The organism is Marinobacterium stanieri (genome assembly GCF_900155945.1).
Lineage (GTDB): Bacteria > Pseudomonadota > Gammaproteobacteria > Pseudomonadales > Balneatricaceae > Marinobacterium > Marinobacterium stanieri.
The window spans coordinates 801,174-818,432 of record NZ_FTMN01000001.1 but is presented as its reverse complement, the minus strand read 5'-3'; the positions used below and the strand labels follow the sequence as shown (position 1 = coordinate 818,432).

Below are 17,259 nucleotides of genomic sequence, written 5' to 3'. Positions count from 1 at the left end.
TTCTTGTATAAAGCCTGTTCCGGCTGTTGTCGAGCAATGTCGCTAGTTGGTGACCGCATGTTCATGGCGGCCATAACAAAAAGCCCCTGCAACAGGGCAAGGGCTATCAGAGCAAATATGTACGGCGGGCTATAAACGCGGGTCCTTCATTTCAGTAGTCGCAAAACCGTCCATGGCCTTTATAAACCACCCTTACCTTTCATGGTTGGAAAAGTAGTCCACTATGTGTTCATAGAGCGGCAGACTGATACAGTCATTGGCCTTATTGGCCGCGACCGGGTGGGAGGCAAAGCGGGCGATCACAAGGTCTTGAGTCGGGTCGATATACAGGCTCTGGCCGTGGACACCACGAGCCATGAACGCCTTGTTTTCATTACCGGTGACCCACCACATGCTGCGGAAGGTCCAGCTTTCCATGCTGGAATCGGCCGGTTTCTTGAAGGCCGGGAACTGGGCGCCAGCGCGGATATCCTTTACCACATCCGGATGCAGAATCTGTTCGCCGTTGTATTCACCGTTATTACGCAGCAGCTCACCCAGACGCGCAATATCACGCAGGCTTGCATTCAAGCCACCACCGGAGAAGGGCGTGCCCAGCATATCCACCTGGAATTGGGCTGCCCGTTCCATGCCGATTTTGCTCCAGATTTTCTCTTCCAGGTAATCCGCCACTGACATGCCAGTCACACGTGCAACCAGCCAGCCGATCACTTCGGTATTCACAGTGCGGTAGTTGAAGTCTTCGCCATGTTCTCCCTGTTTTTGCACCATGGGCAAGTATTCATAGAAGCCATTGGGGCCTTTGTAGCCGGGGGGCTTGGGCATATGGCTGCCGGAGGCTGAGAATACCCAGATTTCGGACTTCGGATCAGAGTAATCCTCATCGAAGTCGATACCCGTGGTCATATCAAGCACCTGCTTGACCGTGGCATCGCCAAAGCCGGATGGCTTGAGCTCTGGTATGTATTCAGAAATCAGTCGGTTTTCGTCAATCTTGCCTTGCTTGATCAGATCCAGTGCCAGGGTGCCGACAACGGCCTTGGTCATCGACATTATCAGATGACGCTGATAATCCTTGAAGCCGCCCAGATACTGCTCATACACCACCTGGCCTTTGTGCATTACCAGAATGCCATCGGTGTAGGTTTCTGCCAGCATCTGCTTCCAACTGATGGCCTGGTCACTTCCCCAGGGCGTGTAGGTAAGCGTTTCAAGTTCACTATCCAGCGCATAGGGCAGGGTGGAAGGCGTCGTATTGCGGCGGCTCACCAGGGTAGTGGGTATAAACTCACTCATGTGTCCAACGCTGTAGCGCAGTGCAGGAAACTTGAAGAATGAGCCGTCTGCCAGCTGCAAACGTTTATCAGCCGGTGGTGGGCTGCCCTGCATCCACTGCATGGTTTCCGGTGCGGAATCCTGGGCGGACAGGTAGTTGCTGTTATCCAATTGGCATTCCATGGCTTGAACCGCCAATGGCAGGCCCAAAAGGGCTACTGCTGCCAGGTGTTTTACTGCTCGCATAAAGACTCCGTTATCAGAACTGACGTGCGCGGACCATAGCATCCATACCGCCATCGACGAACAGAACGCTGCCACTTATAAAGCTTGCCTGATCTGATAACAGGAAAGAGGTTGCAGAAGCAATTTCGTCAGGCGTACCGGCGCGGCCCATCGGAGCAACAAAGTTGCGCACCGCTTCGCCAAAGCGCGGGTCATCAATAGACGCTTGATGCAGCGGGGTTTCGACGGCACCGGGTGCGATAATGTTCAGGCGCATGCCCTGACGGCTCCACTCCACGGCCTTGCGACGGCCATAGACGGTCACGGCATATTTGGAGGCAGCATAGGCTGTATGGGGCTCGCCACTGTCATCGGCGATCTCACGTGCCTTGGCCTCATCATTGTCCAGCATGGCTTCGGCCATGGCATGGGGCGCGGCAACCTGATGGCTACCGGCAACGGAACCGATGATTACGGCCTTGCCGCGACCACTGGCCTTGAGAGCTGTTTCAAGGCCTTCGAGGTACTCGGCCACACCGAAATAGTTAACGCCCACTATCAGTCCAACGGATGGCGCCGTTACCCCTACACCTGCACAGGCGACAACAGCATCCAGCGATCCACCGCACTGCTCAAGGGTTGCCTGAACCGCTTGTTGGCGCCCTTCAGGGGTGGAAAGGTCCGCATTTACATCGGCGTTGGCACGGTCAACCCGGATCAGAGTGTGGCCTTCGTTTTCCAGCTGAGCACATACGGCGGCGCCGATACCTGAAGCTGCACCGGTGACTGCGATAGTTGGCATGTTCTAGTCCTCGTTGTTATTAGTGTCTGTTGATGACTATGCAAGCGAGTCCCGTATGACTCTTCGTCCATTCAGACTAGGATTGCGGCCTCACGGGGTTTCGCTGGTTGGGACACACGTGTTACCACGAAAAGCATGATCATGGCGAGGAGTGTTGAGCTGCAACCGAACAGCAGAGAGTAGCGCAATGACTCGGCACCCAGCACAGGCGCCATCAAATCACTGAGCGCACCTACGGCCAGGGGCCCAACGCCAACCCCCAGCAGGGTAACCAGTACCGTTTGGCAGGCCATGGCAACGGCACGGCTATCTGGTGAGACCAGTCGTGTAATCATGCTGAAGCAGGGGCCAACCCACCAGACCGAGAAGAAACCGTTCAGTGCACACCAGATCATGGCAGTGGGAACTTGATGTCCAAACAGCAGCATTGTGCTGTCAGCCGGCCAGAGCAGATAGGTTGTCATGGCGATAATCCCCATGCCGTGGCCAAATTGAGGTATCAAAAGCTGCCAGCGTGGATGGGCGCTGATCAATCGGTCGGTCATCCAGCCGCTGAACAGCATGCCCAAGGCTGCAGTGCCGCCACCAACAAAGCCGGCCAGAATACCGGCCTGCTGAAGGTCCAATCCGTGGGAGCGCACCAGAAAGGTCGCATTCCACATGCCGTAGGCATTGGCACCAAGAGTACTTAAACCAGCGGCAAATATTAGATAGCGGTAGGGGCGCAGATCCCAAAGGGACTTCAGAGTTTCAAGCAGTGACAACGAAGCTGATTGTGTTTCTTGAGGATGATCCCAGGTGCCGCGTACCGGTTCTTTGACCATCAGAATTACCGCTGCAATAAGGCTGGTCGGAATCGCCACCAGAATAAATCCGGTTCGCCAGCCGTAATTTTCCACCACCCAGGCGCCTGCACTCATGGCGATAATCACCGCCAGCGTTGGTGCGGTGCTGAAGCAACTGATGGCAAAGGCACGGCGGTTGGCCGGGTAGAGGTCGGCAATCATGGAAATGGAGCTGGGCGTGACTGCCGATTCACCAATGGCCACCAGCATGCGGGCCATTACCAGCACTACAAAGCCGGTGGCGTAGCCGCACAATAGCGTGGTGCCACTCCAGATCAGCGCACTGGCCGCCAGCACATGGGTACGCTTCATGCGATCGGCCAGGCGGCCAGCACCCAGGCCAAAGAAGGCGTAAACGCCGGCAAATGCCAACCCGGAAACCAGTCCCATGGCAGTATCACTGGCGTCGAACTCCTGCTTGATCGGCTCGATCATCACCGCCATGATCTGACGACCAATAAAGGTGTTGGTATAGAGCAAAGCCAGCAGCAGGAGCATGCCATGTCGACGCCATACCGGTGTATGAACTGCAGGATTGTTCGTCAACATGGGGGCTCCTTTTGAGTCTGCTGTTAGCGCAGTACCAGGCAACGTAAAGGATATTTAGATAAGGCCTTTCTCTTTCGCCATGGTCAGTGCCAGGTCTTCAATCATGTCTTCCTGACCGCCCACGGTGCCGCGACGACCCAGTTCGACCAGGATGTCACGGGCCTGAATGCCGTACTTTTTCTCTGCGCGCTGGGCGAACAGCAGGAAGGATGAGTAAACGCCCGCATACCCCAGAGTCAGTGCATCACGGTCAACGCGGATCGGCTGATCCATAATCGGGAAGACACGGTCTTCGGCCACATCCATGATCTTGTACAGATCGATACCGGTCTCCACGCCCATGCGATCCAGCACGGCACAGAACACTTCCAGTGGTGTATTACCGGCACCGGCACCCAGGCCAGCAACGGAACCGTCAACGCGCGCAGCACCGGCTTCAATGGCGGCCAGCGAGTTGGCGATACCCATGCCCAGGTTGTGGTGACCGTGGAAACCGATCTCCACATTGGCCGGCAGTTCGGCGCGCAACAGGCCAATCTTGGCGCTTACTTCATCCGGCAGCATGTAACCGGCGGAGTCGGTGGCATAGATACAGTTGGCGCCGTAGCTGACCATCAGCCTGGCTTGCTCCAAAATTTTCTCCGGGCTGACCATGTGCGCCATCATCAGGAAGCCGACGGTATCCATTTCCATCTTGGCGGCCATACCGATGTGCTGTTCAGAAACATCCGCTTCGGTGCAGTGAGTGGCCACGCGAATGGTGGACACACCCAGATCCTTGGCCATCTTCAGATGATCGACAGTGCCGATGCCCGGCAGCAGCAGTGCGGAAACCTTGGCGTTCTTCATTTTCGGAATGACGGCGCTCAGATACTCTTCATCGCTATGAGCAGGGAAGCCGTAGTTCACGGATGTACCACCCAGGCCGTCGCCATGGGTGACTTCGATCAGCGGCATACCTGCCTCATCAAGCCCGGTGGCGATGTTGACCATCTCGTCCAGGCTGATCTGATGCCGCTTGGCATGCATACCATCGCGCAGGCTCATATCGTGCAGCGTGACTTTTTTACCGTTCAGATTCATGTCTCTTTCCTCCGTTAGCCACGCTCAGGCAGGCTGATGCTGCCGTTGGATACTTCTTCTGCAAACATCTCGGCGGTACGCAAACCGGCTGCCGTCATGATGTCCAGGTTACCGGCGTACTTGGGCAGGAAGTCACCCAGGCCTTCCACTTCCATGAAGCAGGTGACGCGGTTGCCGTCGAACACAGGACCATTCACCAGGCGATACCCGGGTACGTATTTCTGCACCTCTTTCACCATGGCGTGGACGGATTCGGTGATGGCGGCCTGATCCGGTTCGCCTTCGGTCAGGCAGTGGATGGTGTCACGCATGATCAGCGGCGGCTCGGCCGGGTTGATCACGATGATCGCCTTGCCTTTCTTGGCGCCGCCCACTTTTTCCACAGCACCGGCAGTGGTGCGGGTGAACTCGTCGATGTTCTGACGCGTGCCCGGACCGACAGAGCGAGACGATACCGTCGCGACGATCTCTCCGTACTCCACCGGCTGTACGCGGGAGACTGCGGCTACCATCGGGATCGTCGCCTGGCCACCACAGGTCACCATGTTGACGTTCATTTCCAGGTTCTTGGCATGATCAGCCAGATTCACCGGCGGTACACAGTAAGGACCGACAGCTGCGGGCGTCAGGTCGATCATGATCACACCCAGCTCGTTCAGCTTGCGGCTGTTCTCGGCGTGAACGTAGGCGGAGGTCGCATCGAAAGCCACACGGATATCGTCTTCGATGACGTGGGGCAGCAGACCGTCTACACCGGTCGCGCAGGTTTTGATACCCATCTCTTCGGCGCGCTTGAGGCCTTCGGAGGTTGGGTCGATACCGACCATCCAGACCGGTTCGATCCACTCGGAGCGCTTCATCTTCATCAGCAGGTCAGTGCCGATGTTACCCGGGCCGATGATGGCTGCTTTCAGTTTTTTACTCATTTATCTACTCTCCCGGCTGCTTAATTTGACAGTCTCGACCCACTCGGAGCGCTTCATTTTTATCAGCAGGTCGGTGCCGGCTTACTCCGAAAAAGCGGCCCGGGCCAATGATGGCCGCTTTCAGTTTTTTGGACATAGTCTGTTCCACTTATTCTTGTTTGTAGCCTTCGCTCGCGGAGCGAGCTCCCACACCCATCACCACACATGGCACTTATCTGTGGGAGTGCGCTCCGCGCGCGAAGCTCTTTACCTGATTCATTCGCTCACAGAGTGAGCTCCCACAGGTCAGGCGTATATCCACATTTCATTGTGGGAGCGCACTCCGTGCGCGAAGCCTGTACCTGAGCCATTCGCCCACAGAGTGGGCTCCCACAAGGTCATCCCAAACCTCAGGCCGGCTATGGGAGTGCGCTCTGCGCACCAAGTTGGCAACCGATTCATCGCTCACAGAGTGAGTTTCCACAGATCAGGCGCATAACCACATTTCATTGTGGGAGCGCATTCCGTGCGCGAAACCTCACCTGAGCTATTTGCCCACAGAGTGGGTTCCTACAAAGTCACTTCAAACCTCACACCAGGCTGTGGGGGCGGAAGCTCTTTACCTGATTCATTCGCCCACAGAGTGGGCTCCTACAAGCCCCCAAGCCTCACCTTTAGCTGTGGGAGCGCACTCCGTGCGCGAAGCGGTTATTCCACAAACCGGATCGAGCAGCTGCCCAAGCCTTCGGCGGTGAGGCTGAAATGGTCACCTGCCGATGCCGGGATTAGCGGTGCCAACGCACCGGACAGAATGATCTCGCCCTTGCGGAAAGGAATGCCGTACTCGCCCAGGGTGTTGGCCAGCCAGGCTACCGCCTCGGCTGGATGTCCCTGTACGGCAGAGCCCAAACCGGAACCGGCGGGTTCACCGTTCTTTTCGATCTGCATGGCGACAGCAGCCAGGTCCAGGCTGTTCGGGTCGGTATGGGTTTCGCCAATAACGAACACACCACAGGATGCGTTGTCGGCCACGGTATCGACGATGCTGATGCGCCAGTCATCGATGCGTGAGTCCACGATCTCGAAGCAGGGCGCGACCCATTCGGTGGCGGCCAGAACATCCTCGGCGGTGACACCGGGGCCGATCAGGTCCTGCTTCAGACAGAAGGCGATCTCGCCCTCGGCACGGGGCTGTATTAGCCCTGCCCTGGACAGGCTCACCTCGGCGCCATCGGCAAAGTGCATGCGATCGGTCAGAAAGCCGAAGTCAGGTTGATGCACATTAAGCATCTCCTGCACGGCCTTGGAGGTGACGCCAATCTTCTTGCCAATCACGCGCTCGCCATCGGCTTCGCGCAGCTTCAGTGTGTGCAGGGAAATGTGGTAGGCATCATCAATGGTCAGGCCATCGTGGCTCTCCACCAGCGGCGGCAGGGTGCTGGCCGTTTTCAGTGCCTGGTGCAGTTCCTGTCCCAGCTGTTCAATCAGTGCATGGCTCATGTGGTTCTCCTTATCCCCAAACGCTGCCTTCAGCGCCGCCGTCTACTTCGATCACCTTGCCGGTGACCCAGCTGGATGCAGGGGTCGCTAAATAGAGTGCCGCAGCGGCAATATCTTCGGGTTCGCCGATGCGCTTGAGTGGCGTGTTCTCGGCCATTTTTTCCAGCATTGCGGCAGGGGCGGCATTTTCCAGTGCTGCCGTTCGAATCGGGCCGGGGGCGATGGCGTTGACGCGCACATCGGGCGCAAAGTCCTGAGCCAGCAGCTTGGTCAGGTGTGTCAAAGCTGCCTTGGCGGTGCCATAGGCGCTGAAGTGCTGCTGGATATAGCGTGCGGCACCGGAGGTGATGTTGATGACATTGCCTCCACCGGCAGTACGCATATGCGGCACGCACAGCTGAGTGAGCGAGTAAGCGGATGTCACGTTGAATTCCAGTACGCCGGCAAACTCATCAGGCGTCATTTTAAGCGGGTCGTTGGGGCCGGAACCGCCGGCATTGTTGACCAGATGTGTAACCTTCCCCATACCTTCAACGGCGGCGGCAACCAGCGCTTCTCGCTGAGCCTGGTCGTTCACGTCACAGCTGACGGCCAGTGCGCGGCGCCCCAAAGAGCGGACCTCGTCGGCGACTTTCTCCACATCCGCCAGCGTGCGTGCCGAGCAAACGACATCGGCACCGGCTTCAGCGTAGGCGAGGGCAATGGCACGCCCCAGGCCGCGCCCGGCGCCGGTGATGACAGCGACCTGGCCGTCCAGATTGAAACTGTCCAGAAGAGACATGGAAACTCCTTGTGATTGGATACTCAGAAAATCAGGCAGGTACAGACCACAGGTCCGGCAGTCCCGGATCGGTGCTCCCGATAACGCGCTTGAGCAGCAGCTTGAGCGCCATGGCGTCACCCAGCCCCAACGCTTCCACCACATCCTGTTCCACGGCTTTGGCCTGGGCGATCTGATGCAACGAGGCTTCGCGTCCATCGGCGGTCAGACGGTACCGCCCCTGTTCGATCACGACATGGCCGCCCTTGATCAGCAATTCCATATCTGCCAGATCCACGGCGGAGCCGGTATAGGCGATATATTCATTGATGTCGTCCAATGTCAGGCCGTCGCGAATACAGAGGACCGAGAGAATGAAAAACTGTGGCTGGTCCAGTCCCTGCTCGTTCAGCAATACCTGCAACCGGTTCACCAGCTGGAAGTGGGCGCGGCCCAGCAAGTAGCCCAGCAGGTCTTCGGTGTAACTGCATTCGGGAGGCGGTTCGCTTCTGGTCAGGCGCACCTCTTCACGAGGCTTGAGTGCCGCCAGTGCATACTGGCCGCTTTGAAACACCAGAGGAGGATGCGCGCTCTGGTCAAACCCGAGCACTTCTCCAATAAAAATGATGTGATCGCCGCCATCGTGCATAAAGGCGGTACGGCATTGAAAACGGGCCGTGCAATTGGGGAGCAGGGGAGCGGTTGTCAGACCTTCATCCAGCTCCAGGCCGGCAAACTTGTCTTCGCCGCGGGAAGCAAAACGGCCCGACAGCGCTTCCTGCTCGACTGACAGAACATGAACATTCCAGAACTTGGATTCGGTAAATACCGGCAAGCTGTTGGCATTTTTGGCCAGGCTCCAGAGCACCAGAGGCGGGTCCAGGGAAACCGAGTTGAAACTGTTGGCGGTAATCCCGACGGGAGTGCCATCCTGGGCGGTTGCTGTAATGATGGTGACACCCGTAGTGAAAGTGCCAAGCGCAGTACGAAAGGCTTTGGAGTCGAAGTTATTATTAGTCATATCTGCCTCTGCTGGCCGGTGAGTCTGAGGCGAGTATTGCAGCGGTGACAAGGGGGATCATCGTCTTTATGGACTAAGACTGAAACGCGAGCTCGTCCGTCCGGACGAGGTATTCATGCGCTAGAGGGGGTAGTAATGTGACGGTCATAAAAATAAAGACGGCCGTTGCGATGGCCGGATGAAACCAAGGAGAAAACGATGGCTGCAGCCGTAACGACACCCGCCGGTATCCATTCCCTTCTGGAGACCCAGCAGCAGGCTTTTAATCGTGCAGGTGCGGTCAGCGCCGAAACCCGCAAGACGCGCATTCAGCAGGTGATCGATCTGCTGGTGGATAACTGCGATGCCCTGGCCGATGCCATGGGGGCCGACTTTGGTGAAGGCCAGAACGGTGGTCGCCCGCGTGCATTTTCGATCATGAACGATATTCTCGGCTCGCTGGGGTCGCTCAAGCATGCCCGTGACAACCTGGACACCTGGTTGGAAACCGACTCACGCACGCCTTTTGCACCCTATGACCAGATGGGGGGCGAAGCCGAGGTCATGCACCAACCCAAGGGCAGTGTCGGTATTATCGGTACCTGGAACGCGCCTCTGTTTACCCTGTTCAGCCCGTTGGCGTGCGCATTGGCAGCAGGCAACCGTGCCATTCTTAAACCTTCGGAAGTGGTGCCTCAAACCGCTGCGCTGGTGGCCGAGCTGATCAGTACCCATTTGGATCCTGAAGTGATCGCGGTGGCTACCGGTGATGCTGAAATCGGCGCTGCTTTTGCCGGCTCGCCGTTCAACCATCTGGTCTTTACCGGCAGCACCGCCGTAGGGCGCAAAATCATGCGTGCTGCCGCCGAGAACCTGGTGCCGGTGACGCTGGAGCTGGGGGGCAAGTCACCGGTGATTCTGGGGCGCAGTGCTGATGTGGACGACGCCTGCCGTCGCCTGGCCATTGCCAAGGGCACCAACGGTGGCCAGATCTGTATCAGCCCAGATGTGCTCTATGTGCCGGCCGAAAAGCTGGAAGCCAGCATCGCTGCGCTGAAAACTCATTTCTGCGCCCTCTATCCAACCGTGGATGACAACCCGGACCTGGTCGCAGCCGTCAACGACAGCCACTTGCAGCGTGTCGAAGCTTACCTGGCCGACGCCGAAGACCGCGGTGTACGTATTGAATCCTCGCATCCGGATGCAGCTTCGAGCACTCGCAAGCGTCCTCTGCGCCTGGCGATCAATCCGCCGGCCGACAGCCAGATCATGCAGGAAGAGATCTTCGGCTCGGCACTGGTCATCAAAACCTACAACGAACTGGACGAGGTATTTGATGATATCCACAGCCGTGGCCGTCCGCTGGCGCTGTATTACTTCGGTCAGGACAAGGATGAAGAGCAGCAGGTGCTGACACAGACCCTGTCCGGTGGTGTTACCGTCAACGATCTGCTGATGCACGCGGCCATGCACGAAGCACCCTTCGGTGGTGTGGGCGCTTCCGGTATGGGTCACTATCACGGCTATGAAGGTTTCCTGGAATTCAGCCACGCCCGAACCTTATTCCGTGCACCGGCCTATGATCCGCGCGCAGAGTGGGGCATGTTGCCGCCGCACCATGATCAGTTCGAGACGATGATGCGAGCACAGGTCACCAAGGACTAAGACCCATGAGTACATTACTGCAAAGCCTGGAGGACGGTGTTCTGAATCTGAGGCTCAACCGGGCCGACAAGCGCAACGCCTTCGACCGGGAGCTCTATTCTGACCTGACCGAGTGCCTGAATGCCGCCGACCTGAACGCAGAGGTGCGTGTGATTCGCCTCTCTGCCGAGGGGGGCTGCTTCAGTGCCGGCAATGATATCGCCGACTTCCTCGCTGAGCCTGAACAGGGACGCCGTACCGACCCGCCGCTGTACCTGCTGCGGGCCTTGCGTGCCTGTCGCAAGCCCATCGTTGCGGAGGTGCGTGGCAAGGCGGTGGGTATAGGCGCCACGCTGCTGTTGCACTGTGACCTGGTGTACGCCAGCGAAGGCTCGGCCCTGATGTTTCCGTTTGTGGCACTGGGCCTTTGCCCGGAAGGCGGTAGTACCCAGTTGCTGCCGCAACTGGCGGGGCATGTAAAAGCCTTTGAGTGGCTGGTGTTAGGGCAGCCCTGTGCCGCGGAGGATGCGGCTCAATGTGGCCTGATCAATGCCGTACTGCCAGCAGACCAGCTGAGTCAGCAGGTGGATAAAGCCGTACGTAAACTGGCCAGCCTGGACCCGGAAGCCGTGCAACAATCCCGCCGCCGTTTGCAGCGGGCATCCGGCGACCAGCTGGATGCATTGATGAAGGCCGAAATGGATCTGTTTGAGGAGCTGCTGCAGCAGGAAGCGGCACAGCAGGCGCTTCATGCGTTCGTGAACAAGTGATCTGAGACAGGACAAAAGCTTTGAATCTGAACGGCTGCTCTAATGGGTGGCCGTTTTTTATGGCCTTAAAGCATAAAAAACCGGCCTCAAATGAGGCCGGAATGAATGAAGAAGGTTGGTCAGAGACCGCTTTAGAACGCGTACTTCACACTCAAGGAGATGTTGTCGCGATCAGTCAGGAGTTTCTGATGAACCGGGATATCAGCGTTGGCATCACCCATGTAGGTCAGGTATTTCACGCCAACCTGCAGGCCTGTGCGGTGGGTGAAATCGGCACCGACACTGAAGCGACGATCACCTTCACCGCCAATGCCGCCGGTCAGTGTTCGACCGCTGAGCTGGTGCGAATAGCTGATCGGTACACTCAAATCCCAGCTCTCCGTTACACCCGGATAGCTCAGCGACAGGCTGCTGCTGAAAGCCAGACCATGGTTGGTGTAATACAGATCATTGGTGGCACTGCCCGGTACGCCGTTAAGACCCTGGGTATCCACATCCAGAATATCCACGTAGGCCAGCTCGGTTGTCAGGTTGACGGTGTCCGCCAGCCAGGAGCGACCAAAATTGACGATGGCGTTGACGTTGGTCTGCAGAATATCGGCACGGGCCGCGGTCGGAACCGGTGAGCCAAAGAAACTGGTATTCACCAGAGCCGGTGCACCTTCCTTATACGTTACCTCTGCGGCAACTGACGCCATGCCCAGCGAGGTGGTCATGGTGGCACCGTACAGGTTGATATTGTCGAAGTAGCGGATGCGGTAGTCGGCGCTGAAATCCGGATTAACGGTCACTTCCGTCAACGGGATACGGTCATGGTAATTGAGGTAGTAGAGGCCCCACTCCGTTTCCAGGCTGGTACGGAAACGGGTACCTACACCCCACTGGCCGGTTTTATCCGGTTCGATATTACCTCGACGATTGCCGAAATAGCAGGGCTCGCCCGGAGCGGCACTGAGGCAGGTCGCACCTTCACCCACGGCCTCACTGGTGCTCAGGTAACTGCCCGGCTCGGGCACCTGAACCGGGTGCCAGTTGTACTGGGCGTGTGCCATCAGCGACCAGTTCGGGTTGACCTCGAACTGGGCCGAAACCTGATCTTCCGGCAGCAGGATATCCTTTACTTCCACGCCCGGGATACCGGACTTGGTGCCATCCGATGGCCCCTGTGCCAGTGACATGCTGGGCATGAACAGGGCTTCACCCCAGGCGACCACGTGCTTACCGGCACGCAGATCCAGATAGCTGCTGTCACCCACTTCAAAGCTGGTATAGCCGTAGAAATCGAGCAGGCGTGTGTAGCCGCCGTGGTATTTCTGGGCATCATCGGTGAACTTGTCGTCCTGATAGACATCGTCGTAGAAGGTACTGGCCGACATCACCAGACCGGAGCTGCCCTTGTGCAGACGGCCTTCCATCAACAGGGACAGGCGGTTGGCGGTCAAGTCGCCTTCATCAAAATTGCGGTTGCCGCTGCTGGTCAGACTGTCATCCCGGTCTTCCAGGCGTGCTGCGGCGCTGTAGCTGAGTGTGCCTTTCCAGTCGAGGGTCAGGCCGTTGCCCATTTCAATGCTTTCACCGGCTTGTACCTGTGAAGTGATACCGGCGGCCACTACGGCGAGGGCCAGCAGGTTCGGTTTGAATGCTGTCATGATCATATCCTCGCGTTAGTGGGCTCGACGGCGCAGTGCGGCTGGGGTGAAGTCATCCGGTGACATGCCGCCGGCATTCAGAACGGGGCCTTTTTCCAGGTCCTGGAACAGGTTGTAAGCCACATAGCCGCCGGTGGAGAGGTCATGATAGAAGCTGGTCCCGGCTTGCCAGGCGCTCATATCATAGGCGTAGTAATAATTGAGAATTGCGTGGTTTACGAGCTCGCCGCGAGTGTCATAGTAATCGCTCATGACGCCATGCCAAGTGTCCTCGTCGATGTACATCACACGCTTGCCATACTTGTGACGGTGAGTGTCCTTGAGGGAACCTTCCAGTACCCAGACTCGGCGCAGTTCGTAGCGCAGGTAATCAGGGTTGGGGTGGCTGACTGTCAGAAGGTCATCATAGGAGACGCTTTCTTCATGTACGCGGTAGGCGTTGGCCGGTACATAGATTTCGCGCTTACCTTTCAGCTCCCAGTCGTAACGCTCGGGAGAGCCGTTCATCAGGCGGTCCTGGTCGATTGTCAATTTGCCTGAGGTGCCAGCAGCAGGGGTATCAAAGCCGTATTCGGGCAGCTGACGCACGCGGCGGGTACCGGGGTTGTAGGTCCAGGCCAGGCGCTGGCCCTGGGCAAAGTTCATCGGCTCAATGGAGACGGTACGCTTGCCCTTGTCGCGTGTTGGCAGCAGGGTGCCGGTATCGTTGTATGCCATGATTTCACCGACAGGTTTGCCGATTTGATCCGGCAGCGTAATCACGTTAAGCGTGGCGTTGTGGGTGCGTCCCCAGGTGATGTTGCCGCTGCTGCTGACATCGGCCAGGTCGCGCATTTCCAACTGCTCGGTAAAGGCACGGTAGGGATAGTTGTGATTGGACAGGACCTGCATTGCCTGGTTGTCGCCGGACGGGATCGGAAAGGGAATGGGGCCCATATAGCCGTTGAAACCCATACCGCCATCGACCAGCTCGGCTTCGACCGCGTTTTTCTTGGCGATTTCACAAATTTCATCCGGGTAGCGGAAGTCGCGACGGCCTTCGTATACCGGGATGCGATAGGTATCGGGGAAGCGTTGCAAGAGCGCAATCTGTCCTTCGGTCAGGTTGTCCTTGTACTCTTCCCAGTTCTGGCCATTGATTTCCAGAATCGGTTTGTCATCAGGGTAGGGGTCAATCGGATGCTGACCCACGTTAGGTGTGTATTCGATACCGGGGGGAGTACCTAACCATTTGCCGGAAAACGGGGGAATGGTGCCTGCTTCGTTACCGGCGGCAATGCCACCCATACAGGTCAGTTCATTGCCCAGCTTGGCAGCTTCCTCAGGGGAAACCTTGGCATGGGCGGATGCGGACAGTGCCAGGACGACGGAAGCGGCCAATGGCTTCCATAGTTGCTGCTTTCTCATCTTGCCTCCAGATGTGAACCCGAGCTGTCAGACCAACCGATCTTTCAGTGGGCGGCAGTGGGTTTTATTGTTGTTGTTTGGTGATTGTTCTGGAGTTGGTTGGATAAAAAATCGTCTAAAAAGACTAGGCTGGTTGCGCGTTTGAAAGGGGATATGAAAAAGGCCCCGAGGTTGCTCTCGAGGCCTTGATTTACATACGTTTTTACTTAGTTTTGTGTGTAAGGATCTATACCCTTGGGCACATAAACCCCATCGACTTTATCCACAAATTCAGCCCGGCGGTCACGTGGGTTGTAGAACTGCTTGTACCAGATACGGGCCTTCATAAAGGGGCCGTCACTGGGGAGAAACAGTCCGTTCAGACAGGGCGCCTTGTTGGTCCAGACTTCAAAGTCCTGGGCAAACGCCAGACGGCTGGATTCCTGGAACTGGGCTGCCGCAATTTTGTCTTCGATGGTCACTTTTGCGTTGCCATTGGGTGATTTCACCAGCAGCGCGTGCCAGACACGGATAGAGCCGTCTTCCACCGGTGTATGGGTGATAAAAAGAATGGCTTCGTACAAGCCGGTCAGGTAAGACACCAGTACACCCGGCCCATGGTAAGTCGTGATGGTGTGCAGTACCGGGCTATGGCCATCGTCACCAACCAGGGTGCGGTGCGGACCGCACTGGCGCTGAATCGCCAGGTGGCCCTTGAACTCGTTCTCATAGCGCTGAACGGTCGAACCGTGGATCGGACTCAGGTGGCCGTAGTCGCAGATGTTGTCGATCACTTCCTGTGGGTGCTGTTCCAGCATGCCGAGATCATCATATTTCCACTGCACCCAGGATTCGTCATCCCATTCAGGCAGGGACGGATGATTCCACTCCGGCTCGCCACCTTCAGGATCATGCCAGACCCAGATAGCGCCCAGGCTTTCCTTGACGGTCCAGGACTTCACGCAGGCAGTCTTCGGAATCGGGCCTTCGTGGTAAGGAATATCATCACACTGACCATCCGGGCCGAAGCGCCAGGCGTGGTAGGGGCAGCGAATGCTGTCACCTTCAATGTTGGTACCTCCGCCATCGATGATCACATAAGAGGTATCGTTGGGCGCAGCCAGGTGCGTTTTCATGTGCGGGCAATAGGCATCCAGCAGAACCACCTTGCCGGTTGCCTGACCGCGATACAGCGCGAAGTCGCGACCAAAAAAACGCACCGCCAGCGGCTTGTGAGTGTTGATTTCGTCTGAGGTTGCAATCATGAACCAGCCGCGTGGAAAGGTGTAATCACCGAGCCGGTAGTCCTGAGATGTTGCCATGGGGAAACTCCTGGGTCTTGTTGTTATCACCCGGTCGATTCTGAATTTCGACTCGGATCGGGACATACCCTGTTTGGACGATATGGAAGTAAGGGGATGATCTGGATCAACCCCTGTCGTATCAGATGCTCACATCCAGCTGCTTGAGGCGACGCTGGTAAGGGCCGATGGCCAGGCCATAGAAAAGCGCGCTTGCCAGCAACAGGCAGAGCACGGTTACCAGCGACCAGCGCAGGCCGTCCGGTCCCATTGTCTGGGTATAGAAATCACTGAGGGTGCCGGACACAAAGGGGCCAAGGCCGGCACCGATCAGGGTCATGAACAGATTGATAAAGGCGGCCCCCAGTGCACGTTGGGAGCTGGTGAGCAGGTGACTGGCAGCAGCAAAGGTCAGGGTTGGCCACCAGCTCTGGAAAAATGCAAAGCCGGCGCAGAACAGCATGGCAAACGGAATATCGAAACCGGCCAGATTGAAACTGGATGTCTGCGGCCAGAGTAGAAAAGCAATGCCCATGGGCAGGCTCAACAATATGCCCAGAATGGGCAGGGCCAGCTGCCAGCGCGTGTCGCGTTTGATCAGGCGGTCACAGACCCAGCCACAGCAGAGGGTGCCGAGAATGGCAAACACGCCGCTGGCGATGCCGAACAGGAAGCCGGCCTGTGCCAGTGGCATTTCGTAGGTGCGCAGCAGAAACGTGGGCGCCCAGATACCGAAGCCGTAACCCACCACACCCGTCAATGACACGCCCAGGCACAGGAAGACGAAGGCGCGGATCTGAAAGATGCTTTTGATTTGCGAGCCGGCCTTGATATTGCGGGCTTCCCTGGCTTGGCGGCGCTCCTCTTCGGTATCGAATACGCCTCGTCCCGGATCGCGGGTAAACAGCCACAGGGTGGCGGCAAGCAGAACCCCGGGAATACCGAAAAAGATAAACGTGGTACGCCAACCGTACGTCTGGGCGATATAACCACCCAACACCATAGCGATCAGCAAGCCCATCTGAGGCCCCAGCATGAAGATACTCATGGCGGTGGAACGACGGGATTTGGGATAGAGGTCTGACACCATGGAAACGGAAGGTGCCATGCCCCCGGCTTCACCCACAGCAACCGTCATACGGGCAATCAGCAGCTGCCAGAAACTGTTGGCCATGCCGCAGGCCATGGTGGCAATACTCCAGAGGCCGCAACAGATGGAGATCATCTTGCGTCGGTCGGCGCCCATGTCGACCATCCGTCCCAACGGAATACCGAGAATGCCGTACAGCACGGCAAAGGCCAGGCCGGTCAATAGCCCCATCAGTGTGTCCGAGGCACCGAACTCCTGCTTGATGGGTTCGATCACGATGGCGATCACGTTGCGGTCAATAAAGGAAAAAATGTAGACCATCGCCAAGAGTGCCAGGGTGAAGTGGCTTCTGGTGGTGACCTTGGGTGGCATGATCGACATGTCAGGCTCCAGTGAACTTTATTGTTGTGGGGCCAGACTATCGGCTCGGTCAAATTCAACATCGTCCTTTTGGACGTAGTGGGTGCCCTGATGA

At 57.4% G+C, this 17,259-nt stretch carries 14 protein-coding genes; 2 read left to right on the top strand and 12 right to left on the bottom strand.

What is annotated here, in order from left to right; translation table 11 throughout:
• Window positions 1-192 precede the first annotated feature (192 nt).
• The 8 genes from BW956_RS03750 to BW956_RS03715 all read right to left on the bottom strand — a co-directional run bounded on the left by BW956_RS03750 (window position 193) and on the right by BW956_RS03715 (window position 8,965).
• Window positions 193-1,521, bottom strand: a complete 1,329-nt coding sequence (locus tag BW956_RS03750) for a serine hydrolase domain-containing protein (protein ID WP_076460942.1) — start codon at window positions 1,519-1,521, stop codon at window positions 193-195.
• Window positions 1,522-1,534: 13 nt separating this feature from the next.
• Entirely contained in the window at window positions 1,535-2,302 is a 768-nt protein-coding gene (locus tag BW956_RS03745) for an SDR family oxidoreductase (protein WP_076460940.1), read from the bottom strand.
• Between the two features lie 71 nt (window positions 2,303-2,373).
• A complete protein-coding gene (locus BW956_RS03740; protein WP_076460938.1) occupies window positions 2,374-3,696 on the bottom strand; it encodes a spinster family MFS transporter in 1,323 nt (440 codons plus the stop codon).
• 54 nt (window positions 3,697-3,750) lie between these two features.
• Entirely contained in the window at window positions 3,751-4,779 is a 1,029-nt protein-coding gene (gene dmpG / locus BW956_RS03735; RefSeq protein WP_076460936.1) for a 4-hydroxy-2-oxovalerate aldolase, read from the bottom strand.
• A gap of 14 nt (window positions 4,780-4,793) precedes the next feature.
• Window positions 4,794-5,705: an acetaldehyde dehydrogenase (acetylating) gene (locus BW956_RS03730; RefSeq protein WP_076460934.1), complete on the bottom strand. Its 912-nt coding sequence runs from the start codon at window positions 5,703-5,705 to the stop codon at window positions 4,794-4,796.
• A gap of 687 nt (window positions 5,706-6,392) precedes the next feature.
• Window positions 6,393-7,184, bottom strand: a complete 792-nt coding sequence (locus BW956_RS03725) for a fumarylacetoacetate hydrolase family protein (protein ID WP_076460932.1) — start codon at window positions 7,182-7,184, stop codon at window positions 6,393-6,395.
• A gap of 10 nt (window positions 7,185-7,194) precedes the next feature.
• The gene (locus tag BW956_RS03720; RefSeq protein ID WP_076460930.1) at window positions 7,195-7,965 is read right to left on the bottom strand and encodes a glucose 1-dehydrogenase; all 771 of its coding nucleotides are present in this window, start codon (window positions 7,963-7,965) and stop codon (window positions 7,195-7,197) included.
• A gap of 31 nt (window positions 7,966-7,996) precedes the next feature.
• Window positions 7,997-8,965, bottom strand: a complete 969-nt coding sequence (locus BW956_RS03715; RefSeq protein ID WP_076460928.1) for a flavin reductase — start codon at window positions 8,963-8,965, stop codon at window positions 7,997-7,999.
• Between the two features lie 165 nt (window positions 8,966-9,130).
• Between BW956_RS03715 and BW956_RS03710 the strand changes: the two genes are divergently transcribed.
• A complete protein-coding gene (locus BW956_RS03710) occupies window positions 9,131-10,609 on the top strand; it encodes a coniferyl aldehyde dehydrogenase (RefSeq protein WP_276327816.1) in 1,479 nt (492 codons plus the stop codon).
• Window positions 10,610-10,614: 5 nt separating this feature from the next.
• A complete protein-coding gene (locus tag BW956_RS03705) occupies window positions 10,615-11,358 on the top strand; it encodes an enoyl-CoA hydratase-related protein (protein WP_076460924.1) in 744 nt (247 codons plus the stop codon).
• 131 nt (window positions 11,359-11,489) lie between these two features.
• Here BW956_RS03705 and BW956_RS03700 read toward each other — a convergent pair whose 3' ends face one another.
• The 4 genes from BW956_RS03700 to BW956_RS03685 all read right to left on the bottom strand — a co-directional run bounded on the left by BW956_RS03700 (window position 11,490) and on the right by BW956_RS03685 (window position 17,165).
• Window positions 11,490-13,007, bottom strand: a complete 1,518-nt coding sequence (locus BW956_RS03700; protein WP_076460922.1) for a DUF1302 domain-containing protein — start codon at window positions 13,005-13,007, stop codon at window positions 11,490-11,492.
• 15 nt (window positions 13,008-13,022) lie between these two features.
• Complete coding sequence (locus BW956_RS03695; RefSeq protein WP_076460921.1) at window positions 13,023-14,414, bottom strand: DUF1329 domain-containing protein; 1,392 nt, start codon at window positions 14,412-14,414, stop codon at window positions 13,023-13,025.
• 206 nt (window positions 14,415-14,620) lie between these two features.
• On the bottom strand, window positions 14,621-15,715 hold the full coding sequence (locus tag BW956_RS03690; RefSeq protein WP_076460919.1) for an aromatic ring-hydroxylating dioxygenase subunit alpha: 1,095 nt from the start codon (window positions 15,713-15,715) through the stop codon (window positions 14,621-14,623).
• A 121-nt stretch (window positions 15,716-15,836) separates the two neighbouring features.
• Entirely contained in the window at window positions 15,837-17,165 is a 1,329-nt protein-coding gene (locus tag BW956_RS03685; RefSeq protein ID WP_076460918.1) for a spinster family MFS transporter, read from the bottom strand.
• Window positions 17,166-17,259: the final 94 nt, after the last annotated feature.